At 39.2% G+C, this 21,323-nt stretch carries 14 protein-coding genes; 3 read left to right on the top strand and 11 right to left on the bottom strand.

Going from position 1 to position 21,323, the window contains the following annotated elements:
• Window positions 1–71 precede the first annotated feature (71 nt).
• The gene (locus PSF86_RS07850) at window positions 72–311 is read left to right on the top strand and encodes a hypothetical protein (protein ID WP_277899505.1); all 240 of its coding nucleotides are present in this window, start codon (window positions 72–74) and stop codon (window positions 309–311) included.
• 111 nt (window positions 312–422) lie between these two features.
• Here the strand turns inward: PSF86_RS07850 and PSF86_RS07845 are convergent, their stop codons facing one another.
• From PSF86_RS07845 to PSF86_RS07815, 7 genes are all read right to left on the bottom strand, one after another.
• The gene (locus PSF86_RS07845) at window positions 423–2,348 is read right to left on the bottom strand and encodes a sialate O-acetylesterase (RefSeq protein WP_277899504.1); all 1,926 of its coding nucleotides are present in this window, start codon (window positions 2,346–2,348) and stop codon (window positions 423–425) included.
• A gap of 7 nt (window positions 2,349–2,355) precedes the next feature.
• A complete protein-coding gene (locus PSF86_RS07840) occupies window positions 2,356–3,456 on the bottom strand; it encodes a glycoside hydrolase family 43 protein (RefSeq protein ID WP_407933314.1) in 1,101 nt (366 codons plus the stop codon).
• Between the two features lie 22 nt (window positions 3,457–3,478).
• Window positions 3,479–6,331, bottom strand: a complete 2,853-nt coding sequence (locus PSF86_RS07835; protein WP_277899503.1) for a glycosyl hydrolase 115 family protein — start codon at window positions 6,329–6,331, stop codon at window positions 3,479–3,481.
• 176 nt (window positions 6,332–6,507) lie between these two features.
• The gene (locus PSF86_RS07830) at window positions 6,508–8,457 is read right to left on the bottom strand and encodes a RagB/SusD family nutrient uptake outer membrane protein (RefSeq protein WP_277899502.1); all 1,950 of its coding nucleotides are present in this window, start codon (window positions 8,455–8,457) and stop codon (window positions 6,508–6,510) included.
• Window positions 8,458–8,468: 11 nt separating this feature from the next.
• On the bottom strand, window positions 8,469–11,477 hold the full coding sequence (locus PSF86_RS07825; protein WP_338424021.1) for a SusC/RagA family TonB-linked outer membrane protein: 3,009 nt from the start codon (window positions 11,475–11,477) through the stop codon (window positions 8,469–8,471).
• 608 nt (window positions 11,478–12,085) lie between these two features.
• Window positions 12,086–13,261: a mannonate dehydratase gene (gene uxuA, locus PSF86_RS07820; RefSeq protein WP_407933313.1), complete on the bottom strand. Its 1,176-nt coding sequence runs from the start codon at window positions 13,259–13,261 to the stop codon at window positions 12,086–12,088.
• 12 nt (window positions 13,262–13,273) lie between these two features.
• Window positions 13,274–15,373, bottom strand: coding sequence for an alpha-glucuronidase family glycosyl hydrolase (locus tag PSF86_RS07815; protein ID WP_277899611.1), 2,100 nt, complete (start codon window positions 15,371–15,373; stop codon window positions 13,274–13,276).
• Between the two features lie 314 nt (window positions 15,374–15,687).
• On the opposite strand from PSF86_RS07815, the gene PSF86_RS07810 reads away from it, so the two are divergent.
• Window positions 15,688–16,635: a glycoside hydrolase family 43 protein gene (locus PSF86_RS07810; RefSeq protein ID WP_407933312.1), complete on the top strand. Its 948-nt coding sequence runs from the start codon at window positions 15,688–15,690 to the stop codon at window positions 16,633–16,635.
• Window positions 16,636–16,649: 14 nt separating this feature from the next.
• Here the strand turns inward: PSF86_RS07810 and PSF86_RS07805 are convergent, their stop codons facing one another.
• Window positions 16,650–17,687 (bottom strand): AraC family transcriptional regulator, encoded by a 1,038-nt coding sequence (locus PSF86_RS07805; RefSeq protein ID WP_277899500.1) that lies wholly within the window; start codon window positions 17,685–17,687, stop codon window positions 16,650–16,652.
• A gap of 202 nt (window positions 17,688–17,889) precedes the next feature.
• On the opposite strand from PSF86_RS07805, the gene PSF86_RS07800 reads away from it, so the two are divergent.
• A complete protein-coding gene (locus tag PSF86_RS07800) occupies window positions 17,890–18,930 on the top strand; it encodes a helix-turn-helix domain-containing protein (protein ID WP_277899499.1) in 1,041 nt (346 codons plus the stop codon).
• A 27-nt stretch (window positions 18,931–18,957) separates the two neighbouring features.
• Here PSF86_RS07800 and PSF86_RS07795 read toward each other — a convergent pair whose 3' ends face one another.
• The 3 genes from PSF86_RS07795 to PSF86_RS07785 form a co-directional block, all read right to left on the bottom strand.
• Window positions 18,958–19,413 (bottom strand): ferritin-like domain-containing protein, encoded by a 456-nt coding sequence (locus tag PSF86_RS07795; protein ID WP_277899498.1) that lies wholly within the window; start codon window positions 19,411–19,413, stop codon window positions 18,958–18,960.
• 177 nt (window positions 19,414–19,590) lie between these two features.
• The gene (locus PSF86_RS07790; protein ID WP_277899497.1) at window positions 19,591–20,241 is read right to left on the bottom strand and encodes a flavodoxin family protein; all 651 of its coding nucleotides are present in this window, start codon (window positions 20,239–20,241) and stop codon (window positions 19,591–19,593) included.
• 19 nt (window positions 20,242–20,260) lie between these two features.
• Window positions 20,261–21,286, bottom strand: coding sequence for a helix-turn-helix domain-containing protein (locus tag PSF86_RS07785; protein WP_277899496.1), 1,026 nt, complete (start codon window positions 21,284–21,286; stop codon window positions 20,261–20,263).
• Window positions 21,287–21,323: the final 37 nt, after the last annotated feature.

Here is a 21,323-nt window from a genome sequence, read left to right as displayed (position 1 = left end):
GGTCATGCCCATTGCCCCATTTTAAAAGGGGGTACGGGCCCTAAAAAGAACGACATCTGCCCCCTTGCGGCATGGGGCCGGGGGCTCTAAATAAAGGGGATGTACCCTTTTCGGACATGTCTATTGGCTATTTAAACATACTCCTTGGCCCACCCAAAGGTGCTTCGAACCACCTTTGGGTGGGCTGCTGCATCCTTCCGGTAGGGGGTAGGGGCTTTAAAGAAAGGGGGCATACCCCGTTCCAGCATGCCCCATTACCCATACCGGGAGACACATGGAGGCTCTCTGCAAGGGCAATGAGGCATGTTTAAAGAGGCTATCAACCATTTACAAACAGGTTAGAACCACCTTTGGGTGGGGTAACAACATTATGAGATACCTAAAAAACCTGTTATTGCCCAAGAATAACTATTCTTAAAGTACTATTCAGTTTGGAAAGGACTGGTGGGAAGCCCTTCTTTATTGTACAAATTGGCCTTATCTGGGTTATTGGCCCATGCATACCTAACATATTTTGGGTTGGCTATGGAATTGCTCCAAACAATTACCTTATTGTTATGTATCGTTGCTTTTGCCCACACATAGTTTTTATCGGCTCCCGCAATGGCAAAAGAATGTAAGGAATCTCCGTTCTTTGCTACCAATCCGCTGCCAATGCCGTTAAATGAAACAACAATCTTATTGCCCTTAATTTCAGAAGATTTATATAGGGGTCCAGAAGCCACCGTGTTTTTCTCATGATATGCAATTTTTTCTGCCAAGAGTGCCAAACGGTGCCCAACATCTTTTTTGTTCAACGGATGAATATCGTTCCACTCTCCAATATCTATCGTTACGGCCATTCCGGTATTAGGGGTTGTTAAGGTTTTTAATTGTTGGTTTCTTAACATTGCCCAGTTGCTTTCCTCGGGATTTGTGGTAGACTTCATAAAATTGGCCAGTTGCACGTACAAGAACGGAAAATTACCGAGGTTCCACCGTATCCTCCATTCGTTGATAAGCGTGGAAAAAAGGGCTTGGTATTCGTCAGGGCTGCCCGTATTGGATTCTCCTTGGTACCAAATAACACCCTGTATTTTATAGTTTAGTAATGGAGCAATCATGGCGTTAAAAAGGCCTGCGGGCTTCCATCGCACAAAGGTTTGCGGTTTTAAAGGTTCTTTAGCAACCCCTTTTTTAAATTTCCAAGTTCCAGTAAGGGAAATGGTAGTATCGTTTAGTACTATTTGATAAGGTTTTTCGGGCACAAATCCGCCTTTGCCGCGTTCGTTTATAACCTTTACGGTAATTTGGTTTTCACCTTCTTTTAAAATGTTTTCTGGAATATTATATCTCCTTGGCGGATATTGATATGTGGTATTGCCTATAAAATGACCATTTATAAATACAGAATCTGCATCGACAATACGGCCCAGCAAAAGCTTGCCCGAAGCATTTTTATGGGCAGGGGAAATTTTAAAGGCTTTTTTGTACCATGCAACGCCGTTAAAGCGGGTCTCTATCTGGTCGTTCCAATAGCCGGGGATTTGCATATTTGTCCAATCCTTGGCCGAGTCGATATTCAATGTTTCCCAATGTTGGGCATTTCCCAGATCGTTGGTGTTTACCTCCCTGTACCAATTGGCAATTCGTTCCCGGTCCCCGGAAATAATGCCGTTAACATAGGTGCTGTCTTTATACAGCAACAGCTCGTTATAGGCTTTCGGGAATTTTTTTAGGGCATCTTCGCTCAACCATGCCTCGGCTGGCGAGCCTCCCAAGCTAGTATTGATTAAGCCAATAGGGACTTGGTAACGTTCTGTTAGGTCCTTTGCAAAAAAATAGGCAATTGCAGAAAAGTTAAGTACGGTTTCTGGCGTGGTATTTAACCATTTACCCCCTTCAATCTGCTCTTGTTCTCCACTAAAATTATAGGTTTTAGGTACTTCAAAATAACGAATCGTTGGATAGTTGGCCTTTGGAATCTCAGCTTCATACAAAGGTTTTACCCTCGACATGGGGATTTCCATGTTAGACTGTCCGGAGCATACCCATACATCGCCCACCAAAATATTGTTTACTTCTATGGTATTCGAGCCACTAATGCGCATTGTATAGGGCCCGCCAGCTTTTCCAGCTTCAAGGTCAACTTCCCAATTCCCATTTTGGCCGGCTTTGGTATGATAGGTTTTTCCTTTAAACAAAATAGTTATGTTTTCTTCTGCGGAAGCCCAGCCCCATACCGTTATGGGGATATCACGTTGCAATACCATTCCATCTGAAATTAATTTGGGAAGGCTTATTTGACTTGATAAATTGAAGGTTGTTAAAATGAATAAAATAGCTACAATTTGCCTTAGGTTTTTCATGTTCTTATTATTTTGAATATGGATCGATGGTTTGTATGCTTCCATCTTTGTTATAATGTAATTCGGTAACTTTTATGCATCTTAAATGTGTTTTTCCTTCTGATAAGGAACTGTCGTGAAAAAAAAGATACCATTTTCCTTTGAATTTTACAATGGAATGGTGAGTGGTCCACCCAACAACGGGTTTTAATATAACGCCTTGGTAAGTAAATGGCCCATATGGATTGTTTGCAGTGGCATACACAATTTTATGTGTATCTCCGGTAGAATACGAGAAATAGTATTTCCCATTGTATGTATGCATCCAAGCTGCTTCAAAAAAACGCCTTTCATGGTCTCCTGCCAACAATGGTTTCCCGTTTTTGTCGATAATCTGAATGTCTTTTGGGGGTTCTTCAAAATTTATCATATTGCTGGACAGTTTGGCAATTTTGGGGCAGAGGGCACTGCTGTCTTCGGCCGGATAGACATCTTCGGAAGCATAGCTTCCAGTTGTCCACTTTTGTAATTGACCGCCCATAATACCGCCAAAATACATATAATAACTACCATCATCATCTTTAAAAACACTAGGGTCGATACTAAAACTACCCGAGATATAAGTGTTTAACGCCTTAAAAGGGCCTTCGGGCTTTTTTCCAGTGGCAACACCAATCCTAAAAACATTATTGGCATCCTTGGCGGGAAAATAAAAGAAAAAAGTACCGTTTTTTTCGGCGGCATCGGGAGCCCATAGTTGCTTTTTTGCCCAAGCCACTTGGTCTACGTCCAATGCCGTTCCATGGTCGGTTACCTTGCCGGGAATGCTGTCCATGGAAAAAACATGATAATCCCTCATATTAAAATGATTTCCATCTGCATCGTTGGCAATTTTGGAGTCGATATCGTGCGAAGGATAAATATAGAGTTTGTTGTTGAACACATGTACCGAGGGATCGGCGGTATACAAGTTGGTTATTAAAGGTTTTGGGGAACCTGTTTCCATATTTTTTGGTGTTGCCTGAGCAGTGCTTTTAGTATCCTGTTGCTTTTTGGCCGTTGTTTGGCATCCTGTTAAAACAATGGCAAGAAGCCAAACTATTTTTATTCTGTTGCGTGTATGGTGCATATATTTGTTATCAGTAAAATAATTATTTTTTTATTTCAACACTTTCTTTGGGCCCTAAATAGCTTTCTTTTAACGGTTGGGTTTCAATGACTATTTTTTGGAGCACCAAACCACTGTTTTTCATGTAATATTTTAGGGTATGGTCCCCTTTATCAAGGGGTAGTTTGGTTGTTATAATTTTTATGTTGTTTGCAACCAATTGGTTCCAGTTGTGTTCATTGTCGTTTTCATGAAAGTTAATGACCTTTGGGGCATCCTCATCGATGCCAATACCGTAATAGTGGCCAATGCTTGGGTTGTAATTTAACGTGGGGGAGAAGTAAGCATGGATTTTTACCGTACCTGAGGAAAATGAATGAAAGTCGAACTCCAGCCTTGGCGAGCTTTCCGTAATTTTTTCAATGCCAGCGGTAACGGGCAGGGTAGTTACCCCAGAAGAAGTTTTCCCTAGGTTTGGTACCGTAATCCAATTTATATTTTCTGTGCCCACGGATCGGGAATAGTTTTTTGCTTCCATGGAAATATAACCGTCGTTTTCCATAAAACCATTAATATCTGTTTGTTGAGGGTTATTAATCTTTACTTTAACCTTTACTTGTTCGGTACCCTTTTGTATTGTAAAATAGGTTTCATGTTGCCCTTTCGGGATTTTTTCCTGCTGTAGGCTTATCCATATTCTTTTTTGCTCTTTTATGGTGCCTTTGCTCTGGGAAAACCGTAACCAATTGTTGGCAGGTTTAATGTTGTATTTAAAGCTTTCTTTTCCGCTATTAAAGATTTCAATAAAATGCGTTTCGTTTCCATAAGATACAAATTCGGGAAGTTCCAATCCTTCCTTAACTTCTGGGTACCAATTGTTGGAACCTTCAATGGCAATGCCCATTGCTGCCTTATCCTTAATGGTTATGTGGTTTATTTTTGGCATTACATTATATCTGGGTTCTTGCCAGGAAATATACCCTATATGGGTTTGAGACATCATGTGGTTCCATTTTCCGTTGGCTAGGCTTGTATGGTAATAATTGGTGAGAATGGAATCGTTGGCAAATAAATTTTTTACATTTTTAGCAGTTTCATTAGTAAGCGCCCTTCCTTGAGCGGCATAATAATTATTTTTTGCCGTTTCTATGTACAGGTTGTTTAAATTGGCGCTTGCCAATACCGGAAACAGCACCAATTGATAATAGGCATCTTTGTAGTCTTTGGGAATTTTCTCATATATATGCTTTGCCTTGTTAGATAATGCTTCAAATTCTTTTTGAATACGGTCGGATTCACCATAATTAACAATGCTGTATGTTTTAGCAGAAAGCAACTCGGGTTTTCTTCTGGAATTATACTTTGTGTATTTCATAAGAATATCGGCGATTTCTTCGGCATGCATATTCCCAAAAATGCTGCGGCTCCATTGCACATAATAATCCGGAAGGTTATTTGCGTTCCATTTTTCTGGATTCCATGCAAAATCTAAAAAAAACGAAATTGGCAGTTCCATAGGTTTTAGGTCGCCCACGTTTACAATCCATATGTTTTTTACCCCGTGCTTGTATGCCAAATGCATTTGTTCCCAAGTCCTTTCAATCTGGTTGGTGTTTATCCATTTATAATTCCTCGGTCCGCCAACATAGTCAAAATGATAATAGACTCCGTATCCACCGGGGCGAAGCGTATCAGACGGGACGGGCAGTTTCCTAATATTCCCCCAATTGTCGTCGCAGAGCAAAAGGGTTACATCTTCGGGTACCCGCATCCCTTTGTCGTAATAGTCCTGTACTTCTTTGTAAAGTGCCCATAATTGAGGTGTTTTGGTAATGTCTTTTTGGGTAACATCTGCAATAATCCCCCGTTGTTTTTTTACAATATTTTCCAAGAGTTCAATGGCAGTGCCTTCCGTCATGGGTTCGTCGCCATCGCCACGCATCCCAATGGTAACAATGGTTTCTGTATTTCCCATTCTTTCCATTCCAGCACGCCAAAATGCTTCCAGGTTTTTTGTATTGGTGCTATAATCCCAAGCACCGGTTCCAAATTTTTTCCATTCGGCATGGGCCCTTGTTAGCGGTTCGTGGTGAGATGTGCCCATTACAATGCCATATTCGTCGGCCAAGTCTTTGTTTTTTGGGTCATCTACATAAAACATACGCCCCCACATGGCAGGCCATAAATAATTGCCTTTTAGTCTTAAAATAAGTTCGAAAACTTTATTGTAGAATTCAGCATTAAAAGACCCGTAATTTTCATGCACCCAACCCGAAAGTGCCGGAGCTTCATCATTAATAAAGATACCTCGGTATTTTACCTTAGGTTCGTTCAATGTATGCGTTCCCGGAGTTATATAAATTTTTGAGGCTTTTTTAGCGGGGACATCAGCCCAAAAATGCCACGGCGATACCCCAATTTGTGTGCACAGATCGTAAATTCCGTATATGGTGCCACGTTTGTCTGATCCCGCAATGACCAAAGCTTCCTTAATTCCAGGAAATGGATTTTGTATGGTTTTTATAATGAATTTCTCCCATTTGCCATTCAAGTTGGATTCATCAATTAACTTTTTTTCAATTAATTGATTTATAATAGGGCTTTTACCTAGCGTGCCCACAATAATGGGAAAATCCTTCAAATTATCGATACCTGTATAAAGTTTTGGGGTAGCACCAGAAACACTTTCAATATCTTTCTGCAAGTCCAAAATTACTTTTTGCACCCCTTTATAATCCATGTCGCTATATAAAATAGAAGCAACATTATTGTTTTCAGCAAGGGCAAAACCATTATCGATGGATGTATTGACCACATATTTTTCCTGCGATTGTAGGTTGTTTATAACAAGGAAAGCAAAAACTATAAGGAGTATTTCTTTAATGTTAATTTTCATGAATTTAAATTCTGTTGGTTGTTGATAAGAGAAAAATACTTACTTATTTTTAAGTTGAATGATTTTTCTAAAAATAGAAAGAAATAGAGCTACTCTGTTCAAGAGAGGCTCTATTTCAATCCGCTAACTAAATAAACTAATCAATTTAACATCCAACTGCTGATGATTGATTATTCTTATTGATATCCCGGGTTTTGATAAGCATCTTTTTCGGCCTCTGTCATTTCCATACCATCCAGTTGCCCTTGGGGGATAGGACGTAAATAATGGTAATCTTCAATGGTCCTTGTAAATGTTTCAGGCGTATGATTACCCAGTTCGGGTCCGCAAATAGTATAGGAAGCAGCAAGCTCTTGCCACTTTTGTGTTCGTACCAGATCGAACCAGCGGTATCCTTCTCCGTAAAATTCCCGCGAGCGTTCAGCCAAAACATAATCAATGTCTATAGTTGTTGGCGTGGCACTGGCCATATCGGCACTGTAATCGGCAATTTTTTCTTCATTTCCGTTATTGTCCCAACGCCATTTTCCGGCACGTTCTCGAATAACGTTAATCAAATCGCGGGCACTTCTGCTTCCCGAAGCTCCTTTAACAGCCGCCTCGGCCGCTACAAAGTAAAGTTCGGAAAACTTGGCAATATTAAAAGGACGTGTGCTTCCGGCATTAGGCTGCCCCAATCCATCACCATTATCGGTACGATAGGTACCCAATTTCCAGAGCCCCGGATATGTAAACCTACTTATTCCCTGCGGGGAAATTACAAAGTCTGGCCTGCCAGGCAATACGCCGGCACCGATTCCGCTATTGTATTGTGTGTTGGAATAGTCTATGCTTCCCGATGGCTCTTCGTCCAAGAAGGTTAATACGGCATCTCCGGGGTATATTTCCATTGAATTGGCGCCGTACATGAAAGCCGCATCAAGGCCTGCTTTTGGCCAGTTTGCACGAAAGGTGGTTACAAAGGTTCCATCGTATCTGGAATCGGTTGTTTTATCGGCAAAAGTATTTTCCACAACATCAATAGTTGGGCACATACGGGTCCACGGACGGCCGTATGCCTGAGCGGCCTCTCTCTGTACAGAGCTTGCTTCTTGGGTCCAAGCAGCATCTAAAGCGCTTTTAAGGTTGGTATAGTTCCATGTCATCATCCAAACGGCAAAATTGTCGGGGGCAGCACCACTTCCGTATGTAAGGCTTCCGCCATTGTACAGTTCGCTATCTTCGGTATGGTCGGCATATAGCAATATTTCACTATTTCTGTCATTGGAGGCCAGATTTACGTCGTAATAAGTTTCCTGTAGCATAAATGGCCCGGGATTGTCTATGGCTGCCGTTGCCACATCGTAGGCTTGTTGAAAGTACCATTGTGCATCATGACCGTCCGAGTCGGTACGGCCAGATTCTGGATATGTAGGGATATTGTTTGGGTTTTCCAGCCACCATCCGTATGTTAGGTATGCCTTGGCCAAATAAAGCCGGGCAAGGGTTTTGGTAGCCCCGCCGGTTACGCGTCCGTCAACGGGCAAGTCGTTAACGGCAGTAACTAAATCTGGAAAAATAGCCTTTGTGTATACTTCCGGAACCGTATTCCTAACGGAAGTCCTTGATGTTGAAGTATTGAATTTAAGTTCCCCGGCACCTAAGTCTAACGGGACACCGCCAAAGGTCTGCACCAATAAGAAATAATCGAAAGCCCTAAAAAAGCGCGCTTCTGCAATAAGGACATCCGAAATATTTTCAACTTCAGAAGCATTTTCAATAATACCACTTGCCGTATTAATATTGGTAAAGGCTGTACCCCAAAGAACATCAGCTCTACTTGTGGCGGCCGTTAATTGCCCCACGCCCGAAAGGTCCATGTCCTTAAAATTTCCATCGGCACTTTGGGCATAGGTGGCTTCATCTGTACCGGTAAGGCACGAATTATAGTAATAGGCCTGCCCATATATATACCGTAAATGTGCGTACATGGCCGTTAAGCCACCAAGAACGCCATTTTCAGTTTTAAAATATCCCGGTTCGTAAATACTCCGAGGTTGTTCTTCTAAAATATCTTTAGAACACGATCCAAGGAAAAATATCAGTAATGCTGTTGCTATAAAGCTCTTTTTGTATATACGTTTCATTGTTCCTTTTTTTAAAATGTTAGATTTATACCCACCAAATAATTGCGTGTTGCCGGTGTGTTTGTCCCGATTATGAGCAAGCGCCTTTGGCCTTCAACGGCTACATTTTCATCGCCATAGGAGTTGGTTTCGGGATCCATTCCCGATTCGTCGTGATAAGGAGAGAAAAGTACAAATGGGTTTTGCACGGTGCAGTAAATTCTAAACCTGTCTATTCCTGCATTTGTAATAAAATCCTGATCAAAATTATACCCCAACGATATGGTGCGCACTTTTAAGAAAGAAGCATCAAAATACCCTAAAGTACTTCCATATTTTGGGTTGTCGCTACTTTGTATTCCGCCAGGCTTTGGATATTTAGCATCTGTGTTTTCGGGAGTCCAGTAGTCTACCTTAACATTATTTCCGGCACGACCGTTTAATGTATTCAAGTAACCAGAAGATGAATACAGCGAACTAATTAAAACCCCGCCGCTTTTAAAAACGCCAACTGCTGTAAGGTCTAGATTTTTATAAGCCAAGCGCGTATTAAATCCGCCTTGAAAATCTGGTTGAAGACTCATAATCTGACGATCATCGGCCCCTATTGCCCGTACCGGGGTGCCATCTGCATTGTATTCTCCAGTATATTTTACCTTAATCATTCCTGGGTTCCCACCGGGCTCCAGAATGTCTAAATAAGGGTCGTCTTCCTGCCAAAGCCCCACTTTTTCATAATCGTAAATTACGTCAATAGGATGGTCCACAAACCACCCGTTAGCTTCATCGCGTTCTTGTCCAGAGGCCAGTGACACCAATTTGTTTCTATTGGCATAGATATTTAACCCGGCCTCCCAGGTAAACCCATCGGGATTGTCAAAAATTACACCGTTTAAGGAAAGCTCGACCCCTTTGTTTTGGGTCTGCCCGATATTGGCGGTATAACTATTTACACCCGATGTAGATGGAAGATTTACCCCAAGCAGTACATCTTTTGTATTTTGAATATAATATTCTGCAGTTCCCGAAAGCCTGTTGTTAAAGAATGAAAAATCCAATCCAAAGTTCCATGTTTCGGAATATTCCCAGCCCAGATCGGCATTGGGAAGTTCGGACACATAATAACCCGTAGTAAATTGATCGCCAAAATTATAAGGCCTTGTATTGAGCAACCCTAATGTTTTATATGGATCTATTGCTTGATTGGCCGTTTGTCCATAACCTACCCTTAATTTTATCAGGTCGATGTTTCTACTATTTTCCATAAAAGATTCATTGGTAATGTTCCATCCTGCGGAAACGGCAGGGTAAGAGTGCCATTTATGCCCATCTGCCAATCTTGACGAACCGTCTGAACGGAAAGTAGCACTTAACATATATTTATCGTCATAAGAATACATGGCCCGTCCCATATAAGACATTAGGCCCCATACAGAATACCATTGCTGGGAAGGATCTACGTTTATCTGTCCTTCTGCACGGCCAATGTTGTAAAATTGAAAATGATCTGATGGAATGTCCATGGCCGACATATACGACCTATTGTAGCGTTCCTCTTGAGATGAGTATAATGCAGTTAAGTTGAGTTTGTGTTTTTCGGCAAAGGTCCTTTCGTAAGTTAAAAGGTTTTCCACGGTCCAACTGGTGGTATGCGAATTGGCTACCGAAGCGGTAGACACATTTTCCGGATTACCGCTAAAAACCCCTTCACCTGTATAATTTCCATCGTTGCTTTGGCGGTAGTTAAGTCCTAAATTAATCCGGTATTTTAACCCTTTTATGAATGGAATTTCAATTTCTCCAAAAATACTGTTATAAGAGCTAAAGGCCCTATTTTGATTAATATATTTATCGCCTAAAGAATAAAAACGGTCATTGGTAGGAACCCATTGTGCCCCCGATGTTTGTTCAAGTATGGTATTTTTCAGGCTTCCATCTTCATTATACGGGTTTGCTATTGGCGATCTGCCCAATGCCATTCCAACGGCGGGTATCCCACTGGCATCGGTAATGGCATAATTGTTATTGGTTGTTAGACCAACCCGAAAAATATTCCCGATTCTTTGGTCAAGATTTGCCCGTAACGAAATACGCTCGTATTCCTGCAAGGGAACAACACCATCATCTTTATAATAACCGAGTCCAAAATTATAACTACCTTTTTGTGTGCCTCCGGTAATCCCTATGTCATGGCTCATGAGCACTCCTGTTTCAAAAATGAGGTCTTGCCAATCGGTGTTGATATCGTCTGATTCGTCTAATGTATTTTGATATTGACCGGCTTCTGCACGCAAGGCGGCAAACTCTTCTCCGTTCATCATTGGGAACCTTGAGAAGAGGGTCTTAATTCCGGAATATCCGTTGTAAGTTATCTTGGCTTCTTGTCCAACTTGTCCTTTTTTGGTGGTAATCAAGATAACGCCATTGGCACCCCTTGACCCATAAATAGCCGATGCCGATGCATCTTTCAATATATCAAGACTTTGAATGTCGTTTGGATTGATATCTCCAATAGATCCCGCAAAAGGGATTCCGTCAAGAACAATCAATGGGTCGTTACTGGCATTTAAGGAGCGTGTACCACGGATACGGATTTGCATGGAAGCTCCGGGCTTGGAAGAAGTAGGGGTCATTTCTACACCGGCAACCCTTCCTTGCAAGGCTTGGGAGATATTTGGTGCCGGGACTTCTTGTAATTGTCCGCCTTTGATGGAAGCAATGGAACCCGTAACATCTTCCCTGCGCTGGCTACCGTAACCAACTACAACTACTTCTGAAAGAGTAGAGGTGCTTATGGCCATTTGTACATCGATGGTGGTTTTATTCCCAACGGGGATTTCCTGTGTGTCGAAACCGACAAACGAAAAGACAAGGATTGCACTTTCATTGGGCACATTAATGGTATACTCCCCATTGAAGTCGGATGTTGTTCCAGTGTTGCTGCCCTTTAGAATAACATTAACGCCGGGGATAGGGACTCCCGAATCGTCTACTACAGTTCCGGTAACCGATGATTGTGCGTGAACAGTATTCATGGACATCAGCAGCCATATTAAAAAGTATCCGGGCAGGATATGCCAGCGACAACTTTTTTTCGAAAAAAATCGTAAAATTGAGTTTTGCATAGATTTAATTTGTTTGGTTAGACTTATTAATTATAGTTAGTTTATGTATGCTGTTTAAAAATGTTCTTTTAGGCTGTTTTGGCCTACTACAACGTTTTCTTTTATGGATAAACTTTTATGATTTTAAAATTAGAGCTTACATTATTTATTGATTGCCATTTTGTTACATTTAGTTTTCGGTAGGTTACATGTATAAAAATTAACTTTTATATAACAATATTTTCCTTTCTTATTAATGTTTATATTTTATTTTAAATGTATTTATACTTTATTTAGTTTATGGACAAAAAATAGGCACTTAAAAAGCATAAAATATCCTTTCCCTGCCCAAAAGTTTAGGAGGGTTGTCTATATGTAAATCATTGAATAGCTATATGTATACTAGGAGACTAGGTTGACATTTAGTGTTAATAAATACTTTTTCAGACTTTTAACTAGGTTACCTATGCAATTGGGTAAAAAGAAATAATAACAACTCAGGTTTACAGAATAAGATTTTAAGTAAAGAAAAGGGTAATAATCAATTAACTTTCTTCAAGTTTATGTAATATTCCTTGTTCCAGTCCACGTAGCTCGGCAAGTCCTTTAAGCCTGCCAATAAGGGAATATCCAGGATAATGCTCTTTACCTTCTTCCAAAGTATGCAAAAAACCATGGTCGGGGCGCATGGGGAGCCTTTCTGCTCTTTTTTGCATTAGGAGGATAATTTTTTCCACGATTATATTCATATTATTAGAACCTTGAAGATGTGGAGATTCTTTAAAAATGTTTTTATTTATTCTGATGACATTTCGAAGATGCAGAAAATGTATGCGGTCACCAAAACGGTCTATAATGGCCGTTAAATTATTCTCCGGATGTGCCCCTAACGATCCGGTGCAGTAACACAATCCGTTTGCATTTGAAGCAACCGACTGAAAGATATGTAGCAAGTCTTCTTCAGTTGAAACTATTCTTGGCAGCCCTAAAACCGAAAAAGGAGGATCGTCGGGATGAATGGCCATTTTTACCTTATGAGATTCGGCAACGGGAATAATTTCAGCTAAAAAACATATTAGGTTTTCCCGCAATTTTTGATTGTCGATATGTCTGTAATTTTCTAAAAGGCTTAATATTTCATCAGCAGTAAAATTTTTGGTGCTACCGGGAAGTCCTAATAAAGTATTTTTAAAAAGTGTTTTTTTATCGGCTTCGCTTAAGGAACTGCCATACTCTTTGGCCTCTTTTTTTTCTTCTTCAGAATAATCGTTGTTGGCATGAGGCCTTTTTAAAAGATGAATGTCAAAGTAAGCAAATGCAATTTTATTGAACAACAATGTTTTCGAGCCATCCGGGTTAAGGTAATTATGGTCGGTGCGCACCCAATCGAGAATGGGCATGAAATTGTAGGTAACAACATGAATACCACAAGCCGCCAAGTTTTTAATACTTTCTTTATAATTTTTAATGTATTGATGATAGTCTCCCGATCTACGTTTAATAGCTTCGTGTACGGGCAAGCTTTCCACGACACTCCATTCCATTCCTGCTTTTTGTATGATTTTTTGCCGTTTTTTTATTTCTTCCACGCTCCAAACAGCTCCAACGGGAATGTGGTGAAGGGCGGTAACAATACCTTCGGCGCCTGCTTGTTTTATGTCTATTAGGTTGGTGCTGTCTTGTGGGCCAAACCAACGCATGGTATTAAGCATTGTTTTCATCTACTGTATTTTTTAGTGCCATGAGGGCCTTATACCGGGGGCATATGGAAATTTCAAGGATTTGTAATACTTAAGGGAATGTTTTGGGGTTTCCATGCCTTTTGGAAATGGTTTTTTTGAAAATGTTTGAAAGTAGCTCATACATGCATCACGCCACCATTTGGCTTCTTTAAGCTGTATGCTTAACAGCATAGCTACTTCTTGGTATTGTTCTGCCGAAAGATATGGTTTTATTTGCTCCCAAAGCGATTGCATTTCTCTTACCTGACCCACACCTTCCTGATATTTTAAGGCAAGTCCGTTCCATAAAATATTGCCGTTTTTTAATTTATAATCCCACGGAAGGTGATGAAACCACAACAGATATTCTTCCGGGCAGGTTTCAAGGTTGTTAAAAGTATCGGCAACGGGTTTGGCATATTGGGCGGTGGCATTGCTTCCGGTTGGTGTGCGGTCGAAGCCAATGCCAAGGCTATCTGCTTTATGGTAATACACAGGGTTCCATTCTGGCCGGGAAAGGTTGGATACCCATGGGCCGGGCCCATAATGATGCCCGGTATCCATTAAATGGTGCAACCCGAGCGGTGTCATGTAATTTACCACTGCCGCCCGCGATATTAGCAACATTTTAATCATAGGGGTTACAAATTCATCATTGGTAGAGTAGGTCATGCGCAGCCATTCATTGGCAATAGTTTTGGCACTTAAATAAGGGTTCCATGACAATCTGCCAAAACCATACCAATTGGCTTGGCCAAAGGGATGCCCGGTCCAGTTTACGTCGCTTCCAATGTTTGCTACGCCGGCCATGCCACTTATTTTTTTATGATCAAGTGTTCCATCAATAACTTTGGCTACCAAAGAACCTTTTCCATGTTGGTAAGTATCGGCTTGCAAAACTTCTTCATAAAGTTTGGGCAAGTATACCAAATGAGTGCTAAAGCCCAGATATTCCTGTGTTATTTGAAACTCCATCATTAATGGTGTTTTGGGCATGGCCCCGAACATAGGGTGAAAAGGTTCCCGCGGCTGAAAGTCGATCGCCCCGTTTTTTACCTGCAATAGCACGTTTTCCTTAAATTTTCCATCCAGCGGAACAAATTCGTTATACGCTTGCTTGGCCCTGTCGGTAGCATCGTGTTCAGAGTATACAAAAGCACGCCACATTACAATGCCTTTGTGCGGGGCCAAGGCATCGGCCAGCATATTGGCGCCATCGGCATGCGACCTTCCGTAGTTTTGTGGGCCGGGTTGCCCTTCAGAGTTTGCTTTTACCAAAAAACCTCCAAAATCGGGAATTTCTTTATAGATACGATCTATTTTTGCCTTCCACCAATTCCTGACCTCGGGATTTAAAGGGTCCGCTGTTTTTAGATTGCCAATTTCAATAGGGGCAGAGAAACGTGCGGTTAAATAAACGCGAATTCCATAAGGCCTGAAAACATTTGCCAAAGCCGCCACTTTTTTAATGTACATTGGCGTTAAAATAAGGGCGTTGGCATTTACATTGGTAAGTACGGTTCCGTTAATTCCTACGGATGCATTTGCCCGGGCATAATCAATATACCTTTGGTCGATATAGCCGGGAAGTTTATGCCATTTCCATATGGAATTTCCTGCATAGCCCCTTTCTACAGACCGGTCGAGATTGTCCCAATGGTTTAAAATTCTTAAATCTATCTTTGGTGCATCGAAAATGGGTAATTTTTTTAAAGGAAGATTCATTTGCAGGTGTTTAAGCAAATGAAAGACACCGTAAAGAACCCCAATATCATCATTGGAAGTAACAATGATGTTTTCTTTTACATGGGAAATTTGAAATCCGTTTTCCTCAATTTTAGACGATTCAAATAACGCTTGGTACTCTTTGTTCAGGTCTTTTATTTTAGCAACGATTATAGCATTTTTTATATTTTGACGTTCCAAAAAAGTGGGTTTGTCTCCTAATAATCCTGCAAGGCCCACACTTAACTCTTTTTGTGCAATTTCCAGCGTTTTGGTATCGGGCTGGATATAAACCGATTGGATCTGGTTGCGGTATTCCTGCAAAAGTTCGCTATTTTTTACTTTTCTATAATCCAGCCAAAGTTTATATCCAGTTTGAGGAAGCATTTGTATGGAAAACAGAAATATAACGGTAACGATGCTTATTCTTGTAAAAGTATTCAATGTTCTTGTTTTAAATCGTTTTTTCAAATCTTGTGTCCACTATCGGGCATTGACTGGAATTATGTCGAGTAAAATTATTTTTTTCAATCTAAAATAGAAAAGTAATTTGTTACATGCTATTTACTTTACGTTACATTCATAAGAAAATACAACAAGATTGTGCAATGGCAATTTTAATTTCTGTTTTTTAGCTAGGATTAGCTACTTTTGAAAGCATCTTGACTTTATTTGATGCCTTCAAAAGAACCAAACCAATAATGAAATTACATAAAATTATATTTCTTCTATTTTTATTTGCTGCACAAGTTTTTGGGCAAAAGATGGAAGAAAGCCAAATCTATTTGGCCGATCCAACTATTTTTGAAGATAACGGAACTTATTATTTATACGGAACAAAGAACGATGCGCGTATAGAAGGAGATGGATTTCTGGTATATACATCTAAAGATTTAAAAAATTGGGAAGGCCCCGCTGGGATTAATGAGGGCTTTGCATTAAAAAAGGGGGATGCTTTTGGCACAAAAGGGTTTTGGGCGCCCCAGGTTTTTAGGTATAAAAAAACATACTACATGGCATATACTGCCAACGAGAACATAGCCATAGCTACTAGCGATAGCCCACTTGGACCATTTACCAACAATAAGGAGGCTATAGAAGCACCAGTAAGGCAAATAGATCCTTTTATTTTTTTTGATGATGGAATTCCTTATTTGTACCATGTAAGGTTGCAGGAGGGGAATAGGATTTTTGTTGCTGAAATGACAAACGACTTAAAAGCCATAAAACCTGAAACCTTAAGAGAATGCGTCCATGCTTCTGCGGATTGGGAAGATACCCAAAATTCGGACTGGAAAGTAACCGAAGGGCCAACGGTTTTAAAAAAAGACAAACTGTATTATTTAATCTATGCTGCCAACGATTTTAGAAACCCCGATTATGCAGTTGGATACGCAACCAGTAAAAGTCCAATGGGACCTTGGGCAAAAGCCAAAGAAAACCCGTTAATTTCCCGGGAAAACATTGGGGAGTTTGGTAGTGGGCACGGAGATGTGGTAACCAATAAAAATGGTGATATTTATTATGTGCTCCATACCCATAACTCTACTTTTAAAGTACACCCCAGAAAAACCGCGATTGTGAAAATTGGCTTTAAGGGAAAGAAAATCATGGCATATCCAGATTCATTTAAATGGATAAAATTGTAGTTTTTATTAAAAAATTAAGCTTCATTGATATTGTTTTTAAGGCTTTTCTTTATGTTGTCTTGATAATCTTTAGGGTTACACCCGTATTTTTCCTTAAAAATTTTAGAAAAATAGCTTTTACTGCTAAAACCAATTTTATATACAATTTCTGAAATGGTATATTCCCTTTTTTTAATCATTTCTTCGGCCATTTCAAGTCTTGAATTTTTTATATAGCCTGTAACTGTTTTTTCAAACATCAACTTAAAACCTTTTTGGAGCTTTGGTGGTGTAATGGCGTATTGAGAGGTAAGTTTTTTTATGGAATAAGACTTTTCGGGAGACTGCCTTATGTCGCTGGATATTCTCTTAACTTTTTGTATTTCCAAATTAGAAAGTTCAAAAGAATTAGTGTCATACCGCAAATCGTTTATGTATTGCTGTATAAGAAAGGCCAGCAACAATTTTACCTGCCCTTCCATGAAAATGTTTTTTAAAACCCCTGTTTCCTTTACCTTGTCAATCTGTTCTATAATTTCGGCTATTTTAAGGTTGCAGTTTCCATAATGCGAAAAATCATCGTTTTCGTTTAATATTTTAAAAACCGGTTGAAAGTCATGCAGGTTAGATGCCCATTGTTTTTCTTTTTTTAAATACCCTTTCGGGTTAAACTTTACAATGGTGACGTCGTTGGTTTGGTTTTTTGGTATTATAAACCGTATCCCGGCCTTTCCGGCCTTTAATACTACCGTTTGGTTTTCATAAATTTTCTTATAGCTATTGCCATGCTGTTTTATATGCAAGAAACTACCTTTGTTGCAGTACATAAAATACAGGGAAGAATTTGGGTGGGCACTTTTAACCTTAACGGCCAAATCTTCTTTTAAAGAAACGTTATACTTTATATACGAAATTGTATTGGAGAAACTAATGCCATGAACATGCCCGTTTATATGTGTGCCTTTGAGTTGCATGCCCCTGTTTAAGCCATCTTTTGGCTCGCCTCCAATTTGCTGTTGTATTTGCTTGTATATGAATTTTAACTTTTTATCAGCTATAAATAAGGGTTTCATCTATTTTTGTTGATTGTTATGTAGCGGTAGGAGCCCAAAAATCAACAATAAAATGAAGGAGTATTAACAAAATAGAAGCTATAATTAACAAAATAGAACTTTAACAGTTGTTTTACCTCTAGTTTTTTTATTGCAGGCTATTTATAAATGAATAATGGGCAAATAATGGTATCTTACTAAACTATAAAACAAGCCAACCTAAATGAAAAGCATCAAAGTACAATCGTTGCCCATTGACGAAGTTATTAAGGATATAGCCAATTTATTTCAAACCAATTATAGCGAGTACTGTGGCGAATACGCTGTAGAAATACCTGAAACATTTGGTAACGGAACCATAAAAGGGTTTAACTTTAGTAGGGGATTGGGCATTGTTTTTTACGATTGTGAGTTTTTGGAGGATTTTGAATTTCAATTTGTGGTCGATAATGTGCATCCGGTTAAATTTCTTTTTTGTACCAGTGGTGCCGTTGACCATAGGTTTGAAAACAGTAACAAGCTAAACCGGATATCTAAATTTCAAAATGCCATTGTGGCCAACAAAGGAAGAAAAGGACATGTATTGAAGTTTAAGGCCAATACACGGGCATGCCTGAACAGCGTTGAAATTATCCGTTCGGAGTTTAAGGAAAGGCTTGATTGCGATTTTAAAAACCTCGACAAAAACATTTTAAAATTATTTAGAGACCAAGAAGGAAGTAATTCTTTTTATTATGAAGGGTTTTACAGCTTGGTTATTGCAAACCTATTTAAAGAAATCGACGCGTTTTCCCAGGAAAGGTTTTTGTGGAATTTATACATGGAAGGAAAATCCTATCTTATTCTGGTGCAACAAATAATGCAATATAAAGACGATTTGCAAGAAGGTAAAAACAGAACCATATTAAGGCAATCTGATATTGAATTGATTGAAAAATCTGCAAAATATATTTATAAAAACCTAGAAGAGCTTGGCACCATACACGAAATAGCAACGACGGTGGGGGTAAGTGCCGGAAAATTGCAAAGCGGTTTTAAAGAGCTTTTCGGCGTTACGGTAAACGATTATATAATAAACTCCCGGTTAAAAGTGGCGGCCATTTTATTGGCAGAAACCGATTATTCCCTGAGTGAAATACAAGATAAAATAGGTTTGTCCAGCAAAAGCTATTTTTCCAAAATTTTTAAGGAATTTTATGGCATATCGCCTTCTATGTTTAGGCAGGAAAACAAGAAAAAAATCTTGGAGAAAAGGCAAAAATAATTCATGGGCGGTTACCGTGCCAAAAGCCTAGCTTAGGGCAAAATCTTTTATGGAGCGTATCTTATTAATTCCGGCCTGTATCCTATCACGTTGCGATCTCAAAATAGTGGCGGTACTCGCTGGAAAGATGTCAGATTTTAATGCTTCATTATATTCTTCAAGGGCAGCTTTTTCGCCCCTTATGGCTTCTTCTAGCATGGCTTCTTCCTTGAATTTTGTAAAAAGCGATTTAAAATCGATCCACCCCATATGGATATCTTCCGAAATGGTTCCAGAAAATTTAAACTTTTCACCGTAAAGAACAAGCTCGTCTTGAAGTTCCGAGATAAATTCTTTCCGTTCTCTTGAAAGGTTTCTAAAATAATGAATCAATGCTTTATTGTCGGTATGGTCAATGGCCCTTTGAAACCCGTTTTGCGCATCGATGTTCTTTACTAATATTTCGTTGAGGGAATCTCCTATTTTTTCGGTGTACTGTTTCATAATTCATTGAATTTGTGTCGTGTATTAAATTTACAAAATCATCATACGATCCGCTATTAAGGAAAGCATAATTTTGTGTCCTATTTTGCCAAATTCCCTTAAATTTTCATCTTAAAATACCGCCTATAGCGTGCCTTGGGATAGTTGGTTTCAAGAAAACTTGTATGCGGAAGAAAATTAGTTACTTATTTCAGCGGCCTTCTTTTTAACCGAAGAAAGGTTTATGCGGTATGGGTTTTCTTTGAGTACAGAGGCAAGGTGAACCATATTTTGAGCCATAATCAACAACATATTGTTTGTAAATTCATGCTTGTCGCCCTTTGCTTCAATATAACTTGGGCCGGGGCCTGCTTTTCCAACATAATAACTAAACGGATTAACGGCCAGGGTAAACCCATGTTCGGCAAGGTCGAATAAAATACTGGAAATGGCTTTTTTTGCACCGTCCTCGTTACCGTCTACCAACATGCCTGCAACTTTATTGTAGGTTGGATATTGCTCGTTTTTATCTTTTTTATCCTCAAAAAGACCATCCAACCGCTCAGAGACCAGTTTGGCTACAGAACTCCTGTCGCCTCTCCATACAGGCGTTGCCATGATAAAGATATCTGTTTCTTTAATTTTATTGAAGATAAATGGCCAATCGTCTTCAGGGCCTTCATCAGATGATGTTCCAAATTTTATGTGGTAATCGGTAATTCTCACTATTTCCGTGGCAACATTAAGATCTTTAAAAATAGCCGCAGATTTTTCTATAAATGCCCTTGTGTTTGATGTTTCGGGAGAATATTTTAATGTACAGTTTAAAAAAAGTGCCTTGAGTTTCATAATCTATAATTGTTTTCAACTAAATATTTAAACTTAGTTTTAATTTTTCCTGATAATTCTTTGGGCTGCAATCGTATTTTTCCTTGAATATTTTCGAGAAATAACTTCGGCTGGTAAAACCAATATCGTAAACAATTTCAGAAATGGTACAGTCCCTATTTTTAATCATTTCCTCTGCAATTTCAATTCTCAGGTTCTTTATAAAATCGGCTACGGTTCTATTATGTAATACCTTAAACCCTTTTTGAAGTTTAGAAGGTGAAATAAGGTATTTGGCAGTTAGTTTTTTTATAGAGTGAGCAAAGGAAGGATTGTTTTTTATGTAATCTGAAACTTCTTTTACTTTTTTAAGCTCTGCGTTGGTAAGGTCGCTTATTTTATTTTGATTGAGAATATCCCAATTGTACTGTTTAATTAAAAGTGCCAACAGCAGTTTTATTTGGCCTTCCATGAAAATATTTTTTAACAACCCGCTTTCTTTGATATTGTCGATTTCCTTAAAATAATCGCAAATTTTTAAATTATAGCTCCCGTAATGTGTATACCCTTCTTTACCGTTGTAATTTCTATAGAGTGCCTGTAAGTTTTTATCCAGGTTAGTTATAAATTTTTCCTTTCTTAAATAAATCAATGGATTGATTTTTATAAAAATGAGCTCATGGGTCAACTCTTTCGGAAGGATAAACTGCATACCTTTTTCCCCAGGGTTGATTACGGTTGTTTGGTGCTGGTATATGGGCCTGTATAAGTCTCTTTTTTTCCCTTTGTGCATTATTTTTCCTTTGTTGCAAAAAATAAAATATAAAAAAGAAGTATGTCGCGAGGGTTGTAAATGTATGGCAACGGGCTCTTTTAAAGAAAGATTGCACTTAATAAAGGACACCGAATTGGAATAGCAATTCCCAGAGAACTTTCCCGAAATCCCGATCTCGTTTGCTCGAAAATTAAACATTCCGTCTCCCCGAGATAATGTGCCATCTATATTTTGTTGGAGTTGTAGAAAAACATCCTCTATACTATTATCTGCTATTATTAATGATTTCATTGGCTGTTTTTTTATTATAATAGGGAATAGCAAGGGA

This window comes from Galbibacter pacificus (genome assembly GCF_029603165.1).
In the GTDB taxonomy this organism is placed as follows: domain Bacteria; phylum Bacteroidota; class Bacteroidia; order Flavobacteriales; family Flavobacteriaceae; genus Galbibacter; species Galbibacter pacificus.
The sequence above is the reverse complement of the archived record's forward strand: the minus strand, read 5'-3'. Positions and strand labels throughout refer to the sequence as shown.

Excerpts from the sequence above, each read along its gene's own strand:
- PSF86_RS07850 (WP_277899505.1), top strand. The coding sequence starts at position 72 with ATGGGGCCGGGGGCTCTAAATAAAGGGGATGTACCCTTTTCGGACATG.
- PSF86_RS07845 (WP_277899504.1), bottom strand. The coding sequence starts at position 2,348 with ATGAAAAACCTAAGGCAAATTGTAGCTATTTTATTCATTTTAACAACC.
- PSF86_RS07840 (WP_407933314.1), bottom strand. The coding sequence starts at position 3,456 with ATGCACCATACACGCAACAGAATAAAAATAGTTTGGCTTCTTGCCATT.
- PSF86_RS07835 (WP_277899503.1), bottom strand. The coding sequence starts at position 6,331 with ATGAAAATTAACATTAAAGAAATACTCCTTATAGTTTTTGCTTTCCTT.
- PSF86_RS07830 (WP_277899502.1), bottom strand. The coding sequence starts at position 8,457 with ATGAAACGTATATACAAAAAGAGCTTTATAGCAACAGCATTACTGATA.
- PSF86_RS07825 (WP_338424021.1), bottom strand. The coding sequence starts at position 11,477 with ATGTCCATGAATACTGTTCACGCACAATCATCGGTTACCGGAACTGTA.
- uxuA (WP_407933313.1), bottom strand. The coding sequence starts at position 13,261 with ATGAAAACAATGCTTAATACCATGCGTTGGTTTGGCCCACAAGACAGC.
- PSF86_RS07815 (WP_277899611.1), bottom strand. The coding sequence starts at position 15,373 with ATGCTTCCTCAAACTGGATATAAACTTTGGCTGGATTATAGAAAAGTA.
- PSF86_RS07810 (WP_407933312.1), top strand. The coding sequence starts at position 15,688 with ATGAAATTACATAAAATTATATTTCTTCTATTTTTATTTGCTGCACAA.
- PSF86_RS07805 (WP_277899500.1), bottom strand. The coding sequence starts at position 17,687 with ATGAAACCCTTATTTATAGCTGATAAAAAGTTAAAATTCATATACAAG.
- PSF86_RS07800 (WP_277899499.1), top strand. The coding sequence starts at position 17,890 with ATGAAAAGCATCAAAGTACAATCGTTGCCCATTGACGAAGTTATTAAG.
- PSF86_RS07795 (WP_277899498.1), bottom strand. The coding sequence starts at position 19,413 with ATGAAACAGTACACCGAAAAAATAGGAGATTCCCTCAACGAAATATTA.
- PSF86_RS07790 (WP_277899497.1), bottom strand. The coding sequence starts at position 20,241 with ATGAAACTCAAGGCACTTTTTTTAAACTGTACATTAAAATATTCTCCC.
- PSF86_RS07785 (WP_277899496.1), bottom strand. The coding sequence starts at position 21,286 with ATGAAATCATTAATAATAGCAGATAATAGTATAGAGGATGTTTTTCTA.